The sequence below is a fragment of the Bacillus sp. CGMCC 1.60114 genome (genome assembly GCF_042676365.1).
Taxonomy (GTDB): domain Bacteria; phylum Bacillota; class Bacilli; order Bacillales; family Bacillaceae_G; genus Bacillus_A; species Bacillus_A rhizoplanae_A.
In genome coordinates, this window is sequence record NZ_JBHTHG010000117.1 from 301,904 (window position 1) to 322,277 (window position 20,374).

Genomic DNA, 20,374 nt, shown 5'->3' on the forward strand with positions numbered 1-20,374 from the left:
TAAGAAAAAAACTTGACACACTTTTACTCTCCATGTAAACTAGTTCATGTAAAGGTAATTCACTTAACAAAGGGTGATTCAACATGCTCGAAAAAACAACGAGAATGAATTATTTATTTGATTTTTATCATTCGTTGTTAACGCCAAAACAAAGAAGTTATATGTCACTTTACTATCTTGATGATCTATCGCTTGGTGAAATTGCAGAAGAATTTGAAGTGAGCCGCCAAGCAGTGTATGATAACATTAAACGGACAGAAGCGATGCTTGAAGAATATGAAGAAAAGTTATTGTTACTTCAAAAATTTCAAGAAAGGCAGCAACTTGTTGAAAAGTTAAAGCAGCTAATCAGCGAAGAAGAGCATGTAGATGAACAAGTGAAACAAGTTGTTGAAGCTATCGAAAATTTAGATTAGGAGGGCGGCAATATGGCATTTGAAGGATTAGCCGACCGACTTCAACAGACAATGCAAAAAATTCGCGGCAAAGGGAAAGTAACTGAAGCCGACGTAAAAGAAATGATGAGAGAAGTTCGTCTTGCTCTTTTAGAGGCAGACGTTAACTTTAAAGTAGTAAAAGATTTTGTTAAGCGTGTGTCTGAACGTGCTGTCGGACAAGATGTAATGAGAAGTTTAACACCTGGACAGCAAGTTATTAAAGTAGTACAGGAAGAACTTACAGAATTAATGGGTGGAGAGCAGAGTAAAATTGCTGTTTCTAACCGTCCGCCAACTGTTATTATGATGGTTGGTTTGCAAGGTGCAGGTAAAACGACAACAACAGGTAAGCTTGCGAACTTGCTTCGTAAAAAGCATAATCGTAAACCAATGTTAGTCGCGGCCGATATTTATCGACCAGCAGCAATTAAACAGCTTGAAACACTTGGTAAGCAATTGGATATGCCAGTTTTCTCTTTAGGAGATAAGGTAAGTCCTGTTGAAATTGCAAAGCAAGCGATTGCGAAAGCTAAAGAAGATCACCATGATTATGTTCTTATTGATACAGCAGGTCGCCTGCATATTGATGAGGAGCTCATGGATGAATTAGCACAAGTTAAAGAAGTAGCCAATCCGGATGAAATTTTCCTTGTTGTTGATGCAATGACAGGACAAGATGCGGTAAATGTGGCTCAAAGTTTCCATGAACAGCTTGGTTTAACAGGTGTTGTATTAACAAAATTAGATGGTGATACGCGCGGAGGTGCGGCGCTATCTATTAAAGCTGTTACAAACACACCGATTAAATTTGCTGGTATGGGTGAGAAATTAGACGCATTAGAGGTATTTCACCCAGAACGTATGGCATCTCGTATTTTAGGTATGGGTGATGTTCTGACGTTAATTGAAAAAGCGCAGGCGACAGTTGATGAAGAAAAAGCAAGAGAACTTGAGCAAAAAATGCGTACACTTTCCTTTACGTTAGATGATTTTCTTGAGCAATTAGGACAAGTGCGTCAATTGGGACCGCTTGATGAGCTTCTTAATATGCTTCCTGGTGCCGGGAAAATTAAAGGATTAAAAAATGTTCAAGTTGATGAAAAGCAAATTGGACACATTGAAGCGATTATTCGCTCAATGACGAAATTAGAGCGTGAACAACCGGAAATGATTAACGCCAGTCGTAAGAAACGTATCGCTAAAGGTAGTGGTACAACTGTACAAGAGATCAATCGTCTTTTGAAACAATTTGAAGATATGAAAAAGATGATGAAAACGATGTCTGGTATGCAAAAAGGTAAGAAAAAAGGACTAGGTGGCATGAAGTTTCCATTTATGTAAGGAAAAAAAGATGGCTCTGTTAAGAAATTTTACTTTACAAAGGGTCACTCTTTTTGCTAATATTATTATCTGTGTGAAATATATTCGGAGGTGCTTTATAAATGGCAGTTAAAATTCGTTTAAAACGTATGGGAGCTAAAAAATCTCCTTTCTATCGTGTAGTTGTTGCAGATTCTCGTTCTCCTCGTGACGGACGTTTCATCGAGGAAATCGGAACTTACAATCCAGTTGCTCAACCAGCTGAAGTTAAAATCAACGAAGAAGCAGCATTAAAATGGTTAGGAAACGGTGCGAAACCATCTGATACAGTTCGTAACCTGTTCTCTAAACAAGGTATCATGGAGAAATTCCATTTATCTAAACAAGGTAAGTAATTCGAACAATGGCTATGGCAGGGTTAATCGAAACAATTGTTAAACCCCTTGTGGATCATCCTGAAGATGTAAAGGTTACACAGGAACTGTACAACGGAGAGATGAAGTATCGATTAACCGTACATCCTGAGGATGTGGGTAAAGTCATTGGGAAACAAGGGCGAGTTGCAAAAGCAATTCGAACGATCTTATATGCAGCGGGACATCATCAAAGTGAGAAAGTAACGCTGGAAATTCAATAAGCATAAAAAGGGCGAGGATCTGTTCCTCACCCTTTTTTAACATTTTAAGATAAATCGCATCTTCAGCATAGAGAATGGAGATGCTAACGACATATAACAAACAGGGGTGACGTGCTGTTTATGACAAAATGGTTTAATGTAGGGAAAATTGTAAATACTCACGGTGTTAGAGGAGAATTGCGTGTAATTTCACGTACAGATTTTCCGGAAGAGCGTTATAAAGTAGGAAACACATTATACATATGGCAAGAGAAAGGGACTGAGCCACTGGCTGTAAAGGTAACTTCTCATCGTCAGCATAAATCTTTTGATTTACTGACATTTGAAGGTTATAACAATGTAAATGAAGTAGAGCAATTGAAAGGCTCTTTATTAAAAGTTCCAGAGGAGCAGCTTGGAGAATTGCCTGAAGGAGAGTATTATTATCACGAAATTATTGGTTGTACTGTTGTAACAGAAGACGGAGAAACAATCGGTACGATTAAAGAAATTCTTTCTCCTGGTGCAAACGACGTTTGGGTCATCAAACAACCAAAAGGCCAAGATGTTTTAATTCCATATATTGAGGAAGTTGTTTTACAAGTAAATATTGATGAAAAGCTTGTGACCATTCAAGTAATGGAAGGATTACTGTAATGAAAATCGATATTTTAACATTGTTTCCAGAAATGTTTACTGGTGTTTTTGGTTCTTCTATATTAAAAAAAGCACAAGAAAAAGAAGCTGTACAGCTAAGAGTTGTGAACTTCCGTGATTATTCAACGAATAAACATAATAGTGTGGATGACTATCCGTATGGCGGGGGAGCTGGAATGGTGCTAACACCACAGCCGATTTTTGATGCGGTAGAACAGTTAACGAAGGAAACAGAGCGTAAACCACGTATTGTGTTAATGTGTCCGCAAGGAGAGCGTTTCACGCAAAAGAAAGCTGAAGAGCTCGCACAAGAAGAACATATAATTTTTATTTGTGGTCATTATGAAGGGTATGATGAGCGTGTTCGCGAACACCTTGTAACAGATGAAATTTCAATAGGAGATTATGTGTTAACAGGCGGAGAGCTGGCGTCTATGGTTATTACAGATAGTGTTGTCCGTCTATTGCCTGATGTTCTAGGAAATCAACAATCACAAATAGAAGATTCATTTAGTACAGGTTTACTTGAACATCCGCATTATACAAGACCAGCGGATTTTCGTGGAATGAAAGTACCAGATGTACTTACGTCTGGTAATCATAAATACATTGAAGAATGGCGTCATAAAGAATCACTTCGCCGTACGTATATGCGTCGTCCTGATTTATTAGAGGAACGTAGTTTATCGAAGCAAGAAGAAAAATGGTTAGCGGAATTTAAAGAAGAGAAGTAAAAAAATGCTATTGCAACAGAACGGGCAATATGCTATTATAACACTTGTGCTACTTATAGAGAGTAGCCGTTAACAACGGTGTTCCGCTGTAATTTATAAAATGACTTTGCATGAGCATCTGTTTGGAAGGAGAGAATTGAATATGCAACAATTAATCGCAGACATTACAAAAAATCAATTAAAAACTGATTTACCTTCATTCCGTCCTGGTGACACTTTACGCGTACACGTAAAAGTAGTAGAGGGTACTCGTGAGAGAATTCAGATTTTTGAAGGTGTTGTAATTAAACGTCGTGGTGGCGGAATTAGCGAAACATTCACAGTTCGTAAGATTTCTTACGGTGTAGGTGTTGAACGTACATTCCCAGTTCACACGCCAAGAATCGCGAAAATCGAAGTACTTCGCCGTGGTAAAGTACGTCGTGCTAAGTTATACTACTTACGTAACCTTCGCGGTAAAAAAGCACGTATTAAAGAAATTCGATAAGAAATGTATGGGAGCTTGTATTTGCAAGCTCCCTTTTTCCAATCTAGCTTTATTTTTGCTCGTATACAAACAGCTTACATAATTGTGGAGGGGAACCGCATGACGAAACAAAAAAGTACGCTTTGGGAATGGATAAAAGCCATTTTGATTGCTGTTGTCTTAGCTTGGGTTATTAGACAGTTTTTCTTTGCTCCGATTCTTGTAGATGGTGTATCTATGTCACCAACTCTCCATGATCGGGATCGAATGATTGTCAACAAAATTGGTTACCACATTGGAGAACCTAAACGCTTTGATATTATTGTGTTTCAAGCAACGGAAGATAAAGATTACATTAAACGTATTATTGGTTTGCCGGGTGATGAGATAGAGTATCGAAACGACATACTCTATATTAACGGAAAGCCGTATAAAGAGCCGTATTTAGATGAGGAAAAAAAGCAGCTTTCTGACGGTCCATTAACATATGATTTTAAGCTTGAAGAAATTACAGGGAAGAAAACAGTTCCTAAAGGACAACTATTTGTATTAGGAGATAATCGCCGTTTTAGTAAAGATAGTCGTACAATTGGAACAATTTCAATGGACCAAGTAATTGGGAAAGCTAATATCTTATATTGGCCATTCAAAGATGCTCGTATTGTAAAATGAACGTAGAAGAGAAGGTGGAAATATGGTAATTCAATGGTTTCCAGGTCATATGGCCAAAGCAAGGCGGCAAGTAACCGAAAAGTTAAAATTAATTGATGTTGTAATTGAACTTGTTGATGCAAGATTGCCATTATCATCACGAAATCCGATGATTGATGAAATTATTACGCATAAGCCAAGGTTGGTCGTTTTAAATAAAGCGGATATGGCAGATGATCGTCTAACAAAGGAATGGATTGCGTATTTTGAGGGAAAAGGTCATAAAGCAATTTCTATTAATGCACAAGCTGGACAAGGTATGAAAGAAATTACAGCAGCATGTAAGGAACTTGTAAAAGAAAAGTTTGATAAGATGGTTGCAAAAGGTATTAAACCGCGAGCGATTCGCGCTTTAATTGTTGGTATTCCGAACGTTGGGAAATCAACATTAATTAATAAATTAGCAAAGAAAAATATTGCGAAAACAGGCGATCGTCCAGGTGTAACAACGGCACAGCAATGGATTAAAGTAGGAAAAGAAATGGAATTACTAGATACACCGGGTATTTTGTGGCCGAAATTTGAAGATGAAATGGTTGGACTTCGTCTTGCAACGACTGGTGCGATTAAAGATTCGATTTTAAATTTACAAGATGTGGCTGTATATGCACTTCGGTTTATGGAGAAACAGTATCCAGAACGTTTGAAAGAGCGTTATAAGTTAAATGACATCCCAGAAGATATCGTGGAACTATTCGATGCAATTGGAAAGAATAGAGGTTGTTTAATGGGCGGGGGACTTGTGGATTATGACAAAACATCAGAACTTGTTCTTCGTGAGCTTCGTGGTGGTAAACTTGGGAAAATGACATTTGAAACACCAGAAGAAACAATAGAAGAAGCGTAAAGTGAAACTTCTATCAGTGGAGATTTTCTTTATCCTCCTCTGATGGAAAGCTCTCACCTATCTTCTTGACTACTCTCAGAATTTTGAGGTGTGGACTTATTGCCCGTGAATAACGGCATAGAGCCGGATTTCTAGTTGGTTCATTGCATTCATTGGATTTTTACTGGTAGTTATTTTAAGCTCGGTGTCTTTCATTCTTCTGAATACAGAGATAAGGCTTGCTACTTGTTAAACGGGAAAGAAAAGGCGCGCTTTTGCACGCCTTTTCTTATTTGGAGGAGGAACTGCGTATGTCTAAAAAACAAACAATTCAAGAAATAGAAGCTCTATTACAAGAAATTGTACAAGAAGACGACGAGCGTTTTGCTATGTTATTAGAAGACGAACGAAAAGGTGTGCAAAGACTCATTACAAAATGGAAAAAACAAAAAGGGGATAAAGAAAAAGAAAAACAAAAATTTATTGAGATGTCAATTTATGAAAGTGCGCTCCGTCAAAGAGGAATTGTATCTATTGCTGGTATTGATGAAGTGGGGAGAGGGCCGTTAGCAGGACCTGTTGTTACTGCTGCTGTTGTGCTTCCAGAAGATTTCTATATACCAGGTTTAAATGACTCGAAAAAGCTGAGTGAGGCGAAGCGTGAGCGGTTTTATGGTGAAATTCTAGAGAAGGCATTAGCAATTGGGATTGGAATTATACAACCTAATGTAATCGATGAAATAAATATTTATCAGGCGACGAAACAGGCGATGCTCGATGCTGTTGCAAATTTATCTTGTACGCCAGAGCATTTACTAATTGATGCGATGGAACTTCCTACTTCGATCCCTCAAACGTCTATTATTAAAGGAGATGCGAAAAGCATTTCTATTTCGGCTGCATCTGTAATTGCGAAAGTAACGCGTGATCGCATGATGAAGGAGCTTGGAAAACGATATCCACAGTATGGATTTGAGCAACATATGGGTTACGGAACGAAACAGCATTTACAAGCGATTGAAACTTACGGTGTGTTAGATGAGCATCGAAAAACGTTCGCTCCAATTAAAGATATGATTAAGAAATAAGCTGTGAATCTACAGCTTATTTCTTATTTTTGTATATTAACATTACTATTTTTGAAAAAAGAATAAAGCGATTTCAGTTTTCTGACACTTTATTGTAGACAGCGCGGCAATCATTTTATACAATGACTAATGTAGTGTTTAAAAACATTAAAAAACTTTTCGAGTAAAACAGGAAAATAGGGGAGGATGGGACCATGAATATCCACGAGTATCAGGGGAAAGAAGTCCTTAGAAACTATGGGGTAAGCGTTCCGAACGGGAAGGTTGCCTTTACAGTAGAAGAAGCTGTAGAAGCAGCGAAAGAATTAGGAACGAGTGTATGTGTAGTAAAAGCACAAATTCATGCTGGCGGACGCGGCAAAGCCGGCGGTGTTAAAGTAGCAAAGAACTTAGATGAAGTGCGTACATATGCAGAGGAAATTCTGGGGAAAACGCTTGTAACTCATCAAACAGGTCCTGAAGGTAAAGAAGTAAAGCGCTTACTTATCGAAGAAGGATGCGACATTAAAAAAGAATATTACGTTGGTCTTGTATTAGATCGTGCAACTTCTCAAGTTGTATTAATGGCGTCTGAAGAAGGCGGCACAGAAATTGAAGAAGTAGCAGAGAAAACACCAGAAAAAATCTTTAAAGAATATATTGATCCTGCGGTAGGTTTACAAGGCTTCCAAGCGCGTCGTATTGCATTTAATATCAATATTCCAAATGAGCTTGTTGGACAAGCTGTGAAGTTTATGATGGGCTTATACCGTGCGTTTATTGAAAAAGATTGCTCTATCGCAGAAATTAACCCGCTTGTTACAACAGGTGACGGAAAAGTTATGGCGTTAGATGCAAAATTAAACTTCGATTCTAATGCTTTATATCGTCATAAAGATATTTTAGAACTTCGCGATCTTGATGAAGAAGATCCAAAAGAAGTGGAAGCTTCTAAATATGACCTAAACTATATTTCATTAGATGGAAATATTGGTTGCATGGTAAACGGTGCAGGACTTGCAATGGCAACAATGGATATTATTAAGCATTATAATGGTGACCCAGCTAACTTCTTAGATGTTGGTGGCGGTGCTACAGCTGAAAAAGTTACAGAAGCTTTCAAAATTATTCTTTCTGACAAAAATGTAAAAGGTATTTTTGTTAACATTTTTGGTGGAATTATGAAATGTGATGTAATTGCAGAAGGTGTTATCGAGGCAACAAAACAAGTGGGCCTTGAATTACCACTTGTTGTTCGTCTTGAAGGTACAAATGTAGAGTTAGGAAAGAAAATTTTAAATGAATCTGGTTTAAATATTGTTGCAGCAGAATCTATGGCAGACGGTGCACAAAAAATTGTTTCACTAGTAGGCTAATAGAAAGCGGGGGAGAAAAAATGAGCGTATTAGTTAATAAAGATACAAAAGTTATTGTACAAGGTATTACAGGTTCTCAAGGTTTATTCCACACAAAACAAATGATTGAATATGGTACAAAAATCGTCGGTGGTGTAACGCCTGGTAAAGGTGGTACTGAAATCGAAGGTGTACCAGTATTTAATACAGTAGAAGACGCTGTAAAAGCAACGGGTGCAAACGCTTCTGTTGTGTACGTTCCACCTGCTTTTGCTGCTGATGCAATTATGGAAGCTGTTGATGCAGAGCTTGATTTAGTAGTATGTATTACAGAGGGTATCCCTGTATTAGACATGGTAAATGTTAAGAAGTACATGGAAGGTAAGAAAACACGTCTTCTTGGACCAAACTGCCCAGGTGTTATTACGCCAGATGAGTGTAAGATTGGTATTATGCCAGGATACATTCATAAAAAAGGTCATGTAGGTATCGTATCTCGTTCAGGTACGTTAACATATGAAGCTGTACATCAATTAACACAAGAAGGAATCGGCCAATCAACAGCAGTTGGTATCGGTGGTGACCCTGTAAATGGTACAAACTTCATCGATGCATTAAAAGCATTCAATGAAGATGAAGAAACACATGCTGTTATTATGATTGGTGAAATCGGTGGAACAGCAGAAGAAGAAGCTGCTGAGTGGGTAAAAGCGAACATGACGAAACCTGTTGTTGGCTTTATTGGTGGCCAAACAGCACCTCCAGGAAAACGCATGGGCCATGCTGGTGCGATTATTTCTGGCGGTAAAGGTACAGCTGCTGAAAAGATTAAAACGATGGAAGCTTGCGGTATTAAAGTTGCTGAAACACCAGCTGTTATGGGTGAAACTTTAATTTCTGTTTTAAAAGAAAAAGGTTTATTTGAAACTTGTAAAAATTATTAATAGTTTAGAAAGACACCTTCTGTAAAAGAGGGTGTCTTTTATACCTTTCATTGTTTACATAATATTAATTATGGGTAAGGAGAATAAATATGAAACGTGAGAGATTGTTACATCTTCACTACTGTTTGGCGGATCAGTGGAAAGTACTCAGGCGTTTACTTTATATCGATCCTCAGTTAACTGACATTTATTCCTTTCAAGCTCCTCAAATTGAAAAATATCTTGGGCTGTCTATGCCAAAAGCCTCTGCACTTGTTTCTTATCTTCAAAAAACATCTCCTTCTTTCTGTATTCAAAAATTACAAGATGAACACATTTTTTATATGACGATATGGGATGATGACTATCCGAATTTATTGCGTGAAATTCCTGATCCTCCGTTTGTTTTATATGGAAAGGGAAGAAAAGAATTGCTGCAACAGACAAAAAAATTAGCCGTTGTTGGGACGAGAAATCCGTCCTTATACGGAAAAGGAAGCATACAATCTATTTTACAACCACTTATGGAAAATGAATGGTTAATCGTGAGTGGACTTGCAAGTGGTATCGATACAATTGCCCATGAAATTGCAGTAGAACACTCTTTTGCGACAATTGCAGTATTAGGACACGGCTTACAATATATGTATCCAAAGAAGAATCAATCTTTTTATGAAAAATGGAAAAAGCAAATGGTACTTGTATCGGAGTACCCTCCGCATTACGCACCGCAAAAATGGTATTTTCCGAGGAGAAACCGTATTATAAGTGGACTTTGTCAAGGTGTTTTCGTAGTAGAGGCGAAAGCGCGCAGTGGTTCTCTTATTACAGCGGATTTTGCTTTAGAACAAAATAGAGAAGTATTTGCTTTGCCGGGTCCTAACTATATTGAGAGTGCGGTTGGTACGAATCAGCTTATCCAACAAGGAGCAAAATTAATTCAATGCGCCGAAGATGTCATAGAAGAACTTTCAAATTGCTAGTATATTTTATATTTTTATTAAACAATTATTGACAAATAGTAGATTGTCACTGTATGTTATATTCATTGTTGATTGACAAAAACGAGAGAAATCAATAATATTAGTCAATAATCCATTCAAAAAAGTTTTAGGAACTTTGAGGGAAGAGCATCTGTGTGAGTGAAGATGAAGACTTGAATCCACCTCTTAAGGAGGCACTAGCATGTCAGATTACCTTGTAATCGTGGAGTCGCCTTCTAAGGCGAAAACCATTGAAAAATATTTAGGGAAAAAATACAAAGTAGTCGCGTCTATGGGCCATGTGCGCGATTTACCTAAAAGCCAAATGGGAATAGAAGTGAAAAATAATTTCACTCCCAAATATATTACCATTCGTGGTAAAGGTCCTGTATTAAAAGATTTGAAGGCAGCGGCAAAAAAAGCAAAAAAAGTTTATCTCGCAGCCGATCCAGATCGCGAAGGAGAAGCGATTGCTTGGCATTTAGCCAATACGCTGAATGTAGATGTAGAATCAGATTGCCGTGTTGTATTTAATGAAATTACAAAAGATGCTATTAAAGAATCTTTTAAACATCCTCGTGCGATTAATATGGATTTAGTGGATGCACAGCAAGCAAGGCGCGTGCTTGACCGACTTGTCGGTTATAATATTAGTCCTTTATTATGGAAGAAAGTAAAAAAAGGATTAAGTGCAGGCCGTGTGCAGTCTGTTGCAGTCCGCTTAATTATAGAACGCGAAAAAGAAATTCAAGCGTTTATACCAGAAGAATTCTGGACGATTAAAACTGAACTTGTAAAAGGAAAAGAGACGTTTGAAGCATCTTTCTATGGAATAAACGGGGAAAAAGTAGAATTAACAAATGAACAACAAGTAAATGAAATCATTGAAAAAATGCAAGAAAATGCATTTTCAGTTGAAAGTGTAACGAGAAAAGAACGAAAACGTAATCCTGCATTACCATTTACGACATCTTCTCTGCAACAAGAAGCTGCGAGAAAGTTAAATATGCGAGCAAAGAAAACGATGATGCTTGCGCAGCAGCTTTATGAAGGTATTGATATTGGAAAGCAAGGGACGGTCGGATTAATTACATATATGAGAACAGATTCAACGAGAATTTCAGAAACAGCACAGCAAGAGGCACGTTCTTATATTGAAGAAGCATTTGGGGCAGACTACATAGGGACACAAAAAAAGAAAGAGTCGAAAAATACAAATGCACAAGATGCGCATGAGGCGATTCGACCTTCATCTATCTTACGTAAACCAGACGAATTAAAAAGCTATTTGAGCCGTGACCAATATCGTTTATATAAGCTGATTTGGGAGCGATTTGTTGCAAGTCAGATGGCATCTGCTATAATGGATACCGTTACAGCTACATTGATAAACAACTCTGTTCAATTTCGTGCGAATGGATCTGTTGTGAAATTCCCGGGATTTATGAAAGTATACGTGGAAGCAAAAGATGATGGAGCAGAAGAGAAGGATAGAATGTTACCTAAGTTAGACATAGGAGAAATAGTCTTTTCTAAAGATGTCGAACCGAAACAACATTTTACTCAGCCACCACCACGTTATACAGAGGCGCGTTTAGTAAAAACGCTAGAGGAACTTGGGATTGGTAGACCATCTACATATGTACCAACGCTAGAAACGATTCAAAAACGTGGATATGTAGGGTTAGACAATAAGAGATTTATTCCGACTGAGCTTGGCGAAATTGTAATTGAACTTATTTTAGAGTTTTTCCCAGAAATTATTAATATCGAGTTTACAGCTAATATGGAGCAAAATCTTGATGAAGTAGAAGAGGGAAAAGCAAATTGGGTACAAATTGTTGATGATTTCTACAAAGAGTTTGAACCGCGTTTAGAGAAAGCGGAGAAAGAAATGCGTGAAGTAGAAATTAAAGATGAGCCTGCCGGGGAAGATTGTGAGCTGTGCGGTAACCCAATGGTCTTTAAAATGGGTAAATTCGGAAAGTTTATGGCTTGTTCTAATTTTCCAGATTGCCGAAATACAAAACCAATTGTTAAAGAAATTGGTGTTACATGTCCGAAGTGTAACGAAGGGCAAATTATTGAACGACGAAGTAATAAAAAGAAACGTCTTTTTTACGGCTGCGGTACATATCCAGAGTGCGACTTCGTTTCTTGGGATAAGCCGATTGGTCGGAAATGTCCAAAGTGTGAAGGGATGCTTGTTGAGAAAAAGTTGAAAAAAGGCGTTCAAGTACAGTGTATTTCTTGTGATTATGAAGAAGAACAACAAATGTGAGCCTACCAGCTCACATTTTTTTCGGGAAATGAAAAAAGAAAGGTGAGACAAATGACAACACAAGTAGTAAACGTAATTGGTGCAGGTCTTGCAGGAAGTGAAGCAGCTTATCAAATCGCAAAGCGCGGGGTTCAAGTAAGATTATATGAAATGAGACCAGTAAAACAAACACCAGCTCATCATACAGATAAATTTGCTGAGCTTGTATGTAGTAACTCACTTCGCGCAAATACATTAACAAATGCGGTTGGTGTAATTAAAGAAGAGATGCGCCGTATGGATTCTGTTATTATTCGTGCAGCAGATGAGTGTTCTGTACCAGCGGGAGGCGCTTTAGCTGTAGACCGTCATGAATTTGCGGCAAAGGTAACAGAATATGTGAAAAATCATCCGAATGTAACGGTAATGAATGAGGAAATTACAGAAATTCCAGAAGGACCTACTGTAATTGCAACGGGGCCGCTTACTTCACCAGCGCTATCAGCACAACTAAAAGAGCTAACAGGTGAGGATTATTTTTACTTCTATGATGCGGCAGCACCTATTGTGGAAAAAGATAGCATTGATATGGAGAAAGTATATTTAAAATCTCGCTATGATAAAGGGGAAGCAGCGTATTTAAACTGTCCGATGACAGAAGAAGAATTTAACCGTTTTTATGACGCGTTAATTGCTGCTGAAACAGTACCATTAAAAGAATTCGAGAAGGAAGTTTTCTTTGAGGGTTGTATGCCTGTAGAAGTAATGGCAAATCGCGGTCGACAAACATTGCTATTTGGACCAATGAAACCAGTTGGATTAGAAGATCCGAAAACAGGGAAAACACCGCATGCGGTTGTTCAATTACGTCAAGATGATGCGGCAGGAACATTATATAATATTGTTGGTTTCCAAACTCACCTAAAGTGGGGACCACAAAAAGAAGTGTTACAATTAATCCCTGGATTAGAAAATGCAGAGATTGTACGTTATGGTGTGATGCATCGTAATACATTTATTAATTCGCCAAAATTACTTCGTCCAACATATCAATATAAAAATCGAAATGATTTATTCTTTGCTGGACAAATGACTGGAGTAGAAGGGTATGTAGAATCAGCTGCTTCGGGATTATTGGCAGGTATAAATGCAGCTCGCCTTGTGAAAGGTGAAGAACCGGTTGTTTTACCGCCAGTAACAGCAATGGGAAGTATGGCAAATTACATCACAACAACGAATGTGAAAAATTTCCAACCGATGAATGCGAATTTCGGATTGTTTGCACCGCTAGAAAAGAAAATCAAGAAGAAGCAAGAACGTAACGAAGCGTATGCAAATCGCGCTTTAGAGACAATTCAAAATTTTGTAAATATTTAGTCAAATTTCTTGCAAAGGCTACTAAATTGTGATACGATTTAGTAGCCTTTATTGAGGTGAAGAGTATGGATGAACATGTGAATAAAATGTTACAATTATTCGTCGGATATTTACAAATTGAAAGAAATTATTCAAAATATACAATTGAAAGTTATCAGAATGATTTAGAACATTTTGTGCAATTTATGAAGCGAGAAGGTATTTCCTCTTTTGCGAATATTACGTACGTTGATGTTCGTTTATATTTAACAACTTTGCATAATGAAAAGTTAGCAAGGAAATCTGTAGCGCGTAAAATCTCGAGTTTGCGAAGTCTATATCGTTTTTTGATGCGTGAAGGATATCGAGAAGATAATCCATTTGCACTTGCGTCACTCCCTAAAAAAGAGTGGTCAATCCCAAAATTTTTGTATGTTGAAGAATTAGAGCAGCTATTTGAAGCTTCCGATACCGCTAAGCCGTTAGGACAGCGAGATCAAGCTTTATTGGAGCTCATGTATGCGACGGGCATTCGTGTGAGTGAATGTGTGCAACTTCAACTTACGGATATTGATTTTTCAGTTGGAACGATTTTGGTGACAGGGAAAGGAAAAAAACAGCGCTATGTTCCCTTTGGTAGTTATGCACAAGATGCTTTACTAGCCTACATAGAAAACGGGAGAAAACGATTGCAGAAAAAATCGGAGAAACACTCCCAAATGGTATTTTTAAATGCGAAAGGTACACCGTTAACAGATCGGGGTGTTCGGTACATTTTAAATGAACTAATAAAAAAAACTTCCCTTACAATGCATATAAGTCCTCATATGTTAAGACATACATTTGGGACTCATATGTTAAATGAGGGGGCAGACTTGCGAACTGTACAAGAGCTATTAGGACATGAAAATTTATCGGCAACACAAATTTATACGCATGTCTCAAAAGAAAGATTGCGTTCTGTTTACATGATGCATCATCCCCGCGCATAAATTGCTTTTAAAAGCTATAAAAACAAATAAAGGAGTTTTTTCTATGGGAAATTTCCATGCTACAACGATATTTGCAGTTCACCATAATGGCGAATGTGCAATGGCTGGTGACGGGCAAGTTACGCTTGGAAATGCTGTTGTTATGAAGCATACAGCTCGTAAAGTGCGAAAGTTATTTCACGGTAAAGTGTTAGCTGGTTTTGCGGGTTCTGTCGCGGATGCTTTTACGCTTTTTGAGATGTTTGAAGGGAAACTTGAAGAGTACAACGGTAATTTGCAGCGAGCTGCTGTAGAAATGGCAAAGCAGTGGCGAGGAGATAAAATGCTTCGCCAATTAGAGGCAATGTTAATTGTTATGGATAAAAATACGTTGTTACTTGTTTCAGGAACAGGTGAAGTGATTGAACCTGATGATGGTATTTTAGCGATTGGATCTGGTGGGCATTATGCACTTGCAGCAGGGCGTGCATTAAAACAGCATGCAGGTTCTCATTTTACAGCAAAAGAAATTGCGAAAGCAAGTTTAGAAATCGCTAGCAATATTTGTGTATATACGAACGAAAATATTATTGTGGAAGAATTGTAGAACTGTAAGGGAGGCATTTTATATGCATTTACATTTTACTCCGCGACAAATTGTAGAGAAACTAGATCAATATATAATTGGTCAAAAAGATGCGAAGAAAGCGGTTGCAGTGGCACTCCGGAATCGTTATCGCCGCAGTAAATTAGTGGAAGAACTTCGTGATGAAATTGCGCCGAAAAACATTTTAATGATTGGACCGACTGGGGTCGGGAAAACGGAAGTGGCGAGACGGATTGCAAAGCTTGTCGGTGCTCCTTTTATTAAAGTAGAGGCGACGAAATTTACAGAAGTAGGCTACGTTGGTCGTGATGTTGAATCTATGATTCGCGATCTTGTGGAGACTTCTGTTCGAATTGTGAAAGAAGAGAAAATGGTTCATGTTAAAGATAAAGCGGAAGAGCAAGCGAATCACCGAATTATTGAGATTTTAGTGCCATATAAACAAAAAGAATCAGGATTTAAAAATCCGTTAGAAATGTTATTTGGTGGTTATCAAAATCAAAATACAACTTCAGCGTCGGAACAGCAGGATGAGCGAGAAATTGAACAGAAACGAAAAGAAGTAGAGAAACAGCTTGCTGCAGGTTTACTAGAAGATGAAACGATAACAATCGAAGTGACAGAACAACAATCATCTATGTTCGATATGCTTCAAGGTACAGGAATGGAACAAATGGGCATGAATTTTCAAGATGCGCTTGGAAGTTTTATACCGAAAAAAACGAAGAAACGTAAACTTTCTGTAAAAGAAGCGAGAAAAGTCTTGACAAATGAAGAAGCACAGCGCTTAATTGATATGGATGAAGTTACACAAGAGGCTGTTTATCGTGCTGAACAGCTTGGGATTATTTTTATTGATGAGATTGACAAAATTGCTGGTAAACAATCGAATAGCGTTGATGTATCACGTGAAGGCGTACAGCGGGATATCTTACCGATTGTGGAAGGATCAACTGTTGTGACAAAGTATGGACCGATAAGAACGGATTACGTTTTATTTATTGCAGCGGGTGCTTTTCATATGTCAAAGCCGTCAGATTTAATTCCAGAACTACAAGGAAGATTCCCGATTCGAGTAGAGTTAACGAAATTGTCAGCAGATGATTTTGTGAAAATCCTTGTAGAGCCAGATAATGCTTTGGTAAAACAATATATAGCATTATTGGAAACGGAAGGTATAGAAATTGAATTTTCTGACGAAGCTATTCGTAAGATTGCCGAGATTGCTTATCAAGTCAATCAAGACACAGATAATATTGGAGCAAGAAGGCTTCATACCATTATGGAAAAACTTCTTGAAGATTTATCGTTTGAAGCATCTGAAATTACGTTAGAAAAGGTAACGATAACACCTCAGTATGTAGAGGAAAAGTTAGCGACGATTGCTAAAAATAAAGATGTGAGCCAGTTTATTTTGTAATAGTATCATCAGGTGACTCGCCCTAGTTTCCAAGTGATTAAAATTATGTGAATAATATGTAGGAGGAAATTTTGAAATGGAATTATTAGCGAAAACAAGAAAGCTGAATGCGTTATTACAGAGCGCAGCAGGAAAACCAGTAAACTTTAGAGAAATGGCTGACACAATGTGTGAAGTAATTGAAGCGAACGTATTTATTGTAAGTCGTCGCGGAAAATTATTAGGATATGCAATTCATCAACAAATCGAAAATGAGCGGATGAAACAAATGCTTGCTGAGCGTCAGTTCCCAGAAGAATATACAAAGAACTTATTCCATGTAACTGAAACATCTCCAAACTTAGAAGTAAACAGTGAGTATACAGCGTTCCCTGTAGAAAACAGAGAGTTATTTGGTCAAGGTTTAACAACTATCGTACCAATCGTTGGTGGTGGTGAGCGTCTAGGTACATTAGTATTGGCGCGTCTAGGTCAAGAATTCTTAGATGATGATTTAATTCTTGCTGAATATAGTTCTACTGTAGTAGGTATGGAAATTCTACGTGAAAAAGCAGAAGAAATTGAAGAAGAAGCGCGTAGTAAAGCGGTTGTACAAATGGCAATTAGCTCATTATCATACAGTGAACTAGAAGCAATTGAGCATATTTTCGAAGAATTAAATGGAACAGAAGGCTTGCTTGTTGCAAGTAAAATTGCTGATCGTGTAGGTATTACACGTTCTGTAATCGTAAACGCACTTCGTAAGTTAGAAAGTGCTGGTGTAATCGAATCTCGTTCTTTAGGTATGAAAGGAACATACATTAAAGTATTGAATGATAAATTTTTACATGAACTTGCAAAATTAAAAACAAACTAATTATAAGAGAAAAAGAGCTCTTCTGTATTGTGCAGAAGAGCTCTTTTTTTATGTGTTCAGCAGAAAAATTTCCTAATAAAAGGAACGCTTTATTAGGAAAATAGCTTAAAAATAAGGGAAAATGGCAATACTGTAATATGATTACGATAGTAAAAATAAGTAAATGAAAAGAAAGTTTCATAATGTATGTATTTTCGACTTGATTGTGATATTTTGTTATGATATAGTTGTCAGTGGTGTCAGTACAAAGTACACACGTTCATTGATTTAAGTGTTGGTGCTACGCTTGTAGTTTCGCTTAAAGATGAAGTGAACGGAGGATATCAAAAACCATTTAGGAGGAACTAAATTATGTCAGTAATTTCTATGAAGCAATTGCTTGAAGCTGGTGTTCACTTCGGACATCAAACTCGTCGTTGGAACCCAAAAATGAAACGTTACATTTTCACAGAGCGTAACGGTATCTACATCATCGACTTACAAAAAACTGTGAAAAAAGTTGAAGAAGCATTCAACGTAATGAGAGACATCGCTGCTAACGGCGGTAACGTATTATTCGTAGGTACAAAAAAACAAGCACAAGATGCTATTAAAGAAGAGGCAACTCGCGCTGGTATGTACTTCGTTAACCAACGTTGGTTAGGTGGTACGTTAACAAACTTCCAAACAATTCAAAAGCGTATTAAACGCCTTAAAGACATCGAAAGAATGCAAGAAGATGGCACTTTCGAAGTACTTCCTAAGAAAGAAGTTGTACAACTTAAGAAAGAATTAGAGCGTCTTGAAAAATTCTTAGGCGGCATTAAAGATATGAAAGGTCTTCCAGATGCATTATTCGTAGTAGACCCTCGTAAAGAGCGTATCGCAGTTGCTGAAGCACGCAAATTAAACATTCCAATCATCGGTATCGTTGATACAAACTGTGATCCAGACGAAATCGATCACGTAATTCCAGCAAACGATGATGCAATTCGTGCTGTAAAACTTCTTACATCTAAAATGGCAGACGCGATCCTTGAAGCAAAACAAGGTGAAGAAACTGTTACTGCGTAACAAATTTAGAAGGGTGATAAGGGGGTAAGCCTTTTATCACCTTTTTTAAGGTATATACATATTTTAGGAGGATGAAAAGTATGGCAATTACTGCACAAATGGTAAAAGAACTTCGCGAAAAAACTGGCGCAGGTATGATGGACTGCAAAAAAGCTTTAACAGAAACTAACGGCGACATGGAGAAAGCAATTGATTTCTTACGTGAAAAAGGTATTGCAAAAGCTGCTAAAAAAGCAGACCGCATCGCTGCTGAAGGTTTAACTTTCATCGAAACAAACGGTAACGACGGTTTAATCTTAGAATTAAACTCTGAAACTGATTTCGTTGCGAAAAACGAAGGTTTCCAAACATTAATTAAAGAATTAGCTGCTCACTTATTAGCTAACAAACCTGCTAACATTGAAGAAGCTATGGCTCAAACAATTGCAAACGGCAAAACAGTAGAAGAGCACATCAACGAAGCAATCGCTAAAATTGGTGAAAAACTTACACTTCGTCGTTTTGAAATCGTATCAAAAACTGATGCAGATGCATTCGGTGCTTACCTACACATGGGTGGACGCATTGGTGTATTAACAGTTCTTGAAGGTTCTACAGATGAAGCAGCTGCTAAAGATGTAGCAATGCACATTGCAGCAGTTAACCCTAAATACATCGACCGCGATGCTGTAACAGCTGAAGAAGTTGAGCATGAGCGTCAAGTATTAACACAACAAGCTTTAAACGAAGGCAAGCCAGAAAAAATCGTTGCGAAAATGGTTGAAGGTCGTCTTGGCAAATTCTTCGAAGAGATTTGCTTACTTGACCAAGCATTCGTTAAAAATCCTGATATGAAAGTTCGTCAGTTCGTTGAGTCTAAAGGCGGCACATTAAAAGGATTCGTTCGCTACGCTGTTGGTGAAGGTATTGAAAAGCGTCAAGACAACTTTGCTGAAGAAGTAATGAACCAAGTAAAAGGCAGCAACTAATAAAGATTGGGGGACACATTGTGTTCCCTTTTTTAAAATAAAGATGTAGGCAATGGAGGTTCATTATGAGTAAGCCAAAATATAATCGTGTAGTATTAAAGCTAAGCGGTGAAGCTTTAGCTGGAGATAAAGGATTTGGAATTAATCCGTCTGTTATTAAATCTGTTGCACAGCAAGTGAAAGAAATTGCTGAGTTAGACGTAGAAGTTGCAGTTGTTGTTGGCGGGGGTAACATTTGGCGCGGTAAGATTGGTAGCGAAATGGGGATGGATCGTGCAACGGCTGACTATATGGGAATGTTAGCAACGGTAATGAATTCTTTAGCTCTTCAGGACAGCTTAGAGAATTTAGGAGTTCAAACACGTGTGCAAACTTCTATTGAAATGCGCCAAGTAGCTGAGCCTTACATTCGTCGTAAAGCAAATCGTCACTTAGAGAAGAAACGTGTTGTAATTTTTGCAGCAGGTACAGGTAACCCTTACTTCTCTACTGATACAACAGCAGCACTACGTGCAGCTGAGATTGAGGCAGATGTTATTTTAATGGCGAAAAATAATGTAGATGGCGTATATAGTGCGGACCCAACAATTGATGAAACAGCAACAAAATACGAATCACTTACATATTTAGATGTCTTGAAAGAAGGCTTGGGTGTAATGGATTCTACAGCTTCTTCTTTATGTATGGATAATGATATTCCGTTAATTGTATTCTCCATTATGGAAGAAGGCAACATTAAACGCGCTGTTCTGGGCGAAAATATTGGAACAATTGTGAGGGGGAAATAA

General features: G+C 37.8%; 22 protein-coding genes. All 22 read left to right on the top strand.

Annotated features, from left to right (window positions below; translation table 11 throughout):
• The first annotated feature begins 83 nt into the window (after positions 1-83).
• The 22 genes from ACFQZ1_RS20085 to pyrH all read left to right on the top strand — a co-directional run bounded on the left by ACFQZ1_RS20085 (position 84) and on the right by pyrH (position 20,374).
• The gene (locus ACFQZ1_RS20085; RefSeq protein WP_154711789.1) at positions 84-416 is read left to right on the top strand and encodes a putative DNA-binding protein; all 333 of its coding nucleotides are present in this window, start codon (positions 84-86) and stop codon (positions 414-416) included.
• 12 nt (positions 417-428) lie between these two features.
• The gene (gene ffh / locus ACFQZ1_RS20090; protein ID WP_377883943.1) at positions 429-1,778 is read left to right on the top strand and encodes a signal recognition particle protein; all 1,350 of its coding nucleotides are present in this window, start codon (positions 429-431) and stop codon (positions 1,776-1,778) included.
• A 101-nt stretch (positions 1,779-1,879) separates the two neighbouring features.
• Entirely contained in the window at positions 1,880-2,152 is a 273-nt protein-coding gene (gene rpsP, locus ACFQZ1_RS20095) for a 30S ribosomal protein S16 (RefSeq protein WP_090912726.1), read from the top strand.
• A gap of 14 nt (positions 2,153-2,166) precedes the next feature.
• Positions 2,167-2,394, top strand: a complete 228-nt coding sequence (locus ACFQZ1_RS20100) for a KH domain-containing protein (protein WP_377884156.1) — start codon at positions 2,167-2,169, stop codon at positions 2,392-2,394.
• Positions 2,395-2,514: 120 nt separating this feature from the next.
• Entirely contained in the window at positions 2,515-3,030 is a 516-nt protein-coding gene (gene rimM / locus ACFQZ1_RS20105) for a ribosome maturation factor RimM (protein ID WP_377883944.1), read from the top strand.
• A complete protein-coding gene (trmD, locus tag ACFQZ1_RS20110; protein WP_377883945.1) occupies positions 3,030-3,764 on the top strand; it encodes a tRNA (guanosine(37)-N1)-methyltransferase TrmD in 735 nt (244 codons plus the stop codon). Before rimM ends, trmD begins: the two co-directional genes overlap by 1 nt.
• Before the next feature lie 142 nt (positions 3,765-3,906).
• On the top strand, positions 3,907-4,251 hold the full coding sequence (rplS, locus tag ACFQZ1_RS20115) for a 50S ribosomal protein L19 (protein WP_098309676.1): 345 nt from the start codon (positions 3,907-3,909) through the stop codon (positions 4,249-4,251).
• Positions 4,252-4,350: 99 nt separating this feature from the next.
• Complete coding sequence (gene lepB / locus ACFQZ1_RS20120) at positions 4,351-4,902, top strand: signal peptidase I (protein WP_377883946.1); 552 nt, start codon at positions 4,351-4,353, stop codon at positions 4,900-4,902.
• Between the two features lie 22 nt (positions 4,903-4,924).
• Positions 4,925-5,788: a ribosome biogenesis GTPase YlqF gene (gene ylqF / locus ACFQZ1_RS20125; protein ID WP_377883947.1), complete on the top strand. Its 864-nt coding sequence runs from the start codon at positions 4,925-4,927 to the stop codon at positions 5,786-5,788.
• Between the two features lie 290 nt (positions 5,789-6,078).
• Complete coding sequence (locus ACFQZ1_RS20130; protein WP_377883948.1) at positions 6,079-6,855, top strand: ribonuclease HII; 777 nt, start codon at positions 6,079-6,081, stop codon at positions 6,853-6,855.
• A gap of 194 nt (positions 6,856-7,049) precedes the next feature.
• Entirely contained in the window at positions 7,050-8,210 is a 1,161-nt protein-coding gene (sucC, locus tag ACFQZ1_RS20135; protein ID WP_098916221.1) for an ADP-forming succinate--CoA ligase subunit beta, read from the top strand.
• Positions 8,211-8,230: 20 nt separating this feature from the next.
• The gene (gene sucD / locus ACFQZ1_RS20140; protein WP_377883949.1) at positions 8,231-9,133 is read left to right on the top strand and encodes a succinate--CoA ligase subunit alpha; all 903 of its coding nucleotides are present in this window, start codon (positions 8,231-8,233) and stop codon (positions 9,131-9,133) included.
• Between the two features lie 89 nt (positions 9,134-9,222).
• Positions 9,223-10,095 (top strand): DNA-processing protein DprA, encoded by an 873-nt coding sequence (gene dprA, locus ACFQZ1_RS20145; RefSeq protein WP_377883950.1) that lies wholly within the window; start codon positions 9,223-9,225, stop codon positions 10,093-10,095.
• A gap of 202 nt (positions 10,096-10,297) precedes the next feature.
• Entirely contained in the window at positions 10,298-12,376 is a 2,079-nt protein-coding gene (topA, locus tag ACFQZ1_RS20150) for a type I DNA topoisomerase (protein WP_377883951.1), read from the top strand.
• A gap of 51 nt (positions 12,377-12,427) precedes the next feature.
• On the top strand, positions 12,428-13,732 hold the full coding sequence (gene trmFO / locus ACFQZ1_RS20155; RefSeq protein WP_377883952.1) for an FADH(2)-oxidizing methylenetetrahydrofolate--tRNA-(uracil(54)-C(5))-methyltransferase TrmFO: 1,305 nt from the start codon (positions 12,428-12,430) through the stop codon (positions 13,730-13,732).
• 65 nt (positions 13,733-13,797) lie between these two features.
• Complete coding sequence (gene xerC, locus ACFQZ1_RS20160; RefSeq protein WP_377883953.1) at positions 13,798-14,703, top strand: tyrosine recombinase XerC; 906 nt, start codon at positions 13,798-13,800, stop codon at positions 14,701-14,703.
• Between the two features lie 43 nt (positions 14,704-14,746).
• A complete protein-coding gene (gene hslV, locus ACFQZ1_RS20165) occupies positions 14,747-15,289 on the top strand; it encodes an ATP-dependent protease subunit HslV (protein ID WP_377883954.1) in 543 nt (180 codons plus the stop codon).
• 22 nt (positions 15,290-15,311) lie between these two features.
• Positions 15,312-16,709 (top strand): ATP-dependent protease ATPase subunit HslU, encoded by a 1,398-nt coding sequence (gene hslU, locus ACFQZ1_RS20170; protein ID WP_377883955.1) that lies wholly within the window; start codon positions 15,312-15,314, stop codon positions 16,707-16,709.
• A 76-nt stretch (positions 16,710-16,785) separates the two neighbouring features.
• On the top strand, positions 16,786-17,565 hold the full coding sequence (gene codY, locus ACFQZ1_RS20175; protein ID WP_377883956.1) for a GTP-sensing pleiotropic transcriptional regulator CodY: 780 nt from the start codon (positions 16,786-16,788) through the stop codon (positions 17,563-17,565).
• 351 nt (positions 17,566-17,916) lie between these two features.
• Positions 17,917-18,618: a 30S ribosomal protein S2 gene (gene rpsB, locus ACFQZ1_RS20180; RefSeq protein WP_090912758.1), complete on the top strand. Its 702-nt coding sequence runs from the start codon at positions 17,917-17,919 to the stop codon at positions 18,616-18,618.
• A gap of 80 nt (positions 18,619-18,698) precedes the next feature.
• Positions 18,699-19,586 (top strand): translation elongation factor Ts, encoded by an 888-nt coding sequence (tsf, locus tag ACFQZ1_RS20185; protein ID WP_377883957.1) that lies wholly within the window; start codon positions 18,699-18,701, stop codon positions 19,584-19,586.
• Positions 19,587-19,651: 65 nt separating this feature from the next.
• Positions 19,652-20,374: a UMP kinase gene (pyrH, locus tag ACFQZ1_RS20190; protein ID WP_377883958.1), complete on the top strand. Its 723-nt coding sequence runs from the start codon at positions 19,652-19,654 to the stop codon at positions 20,372-20,374.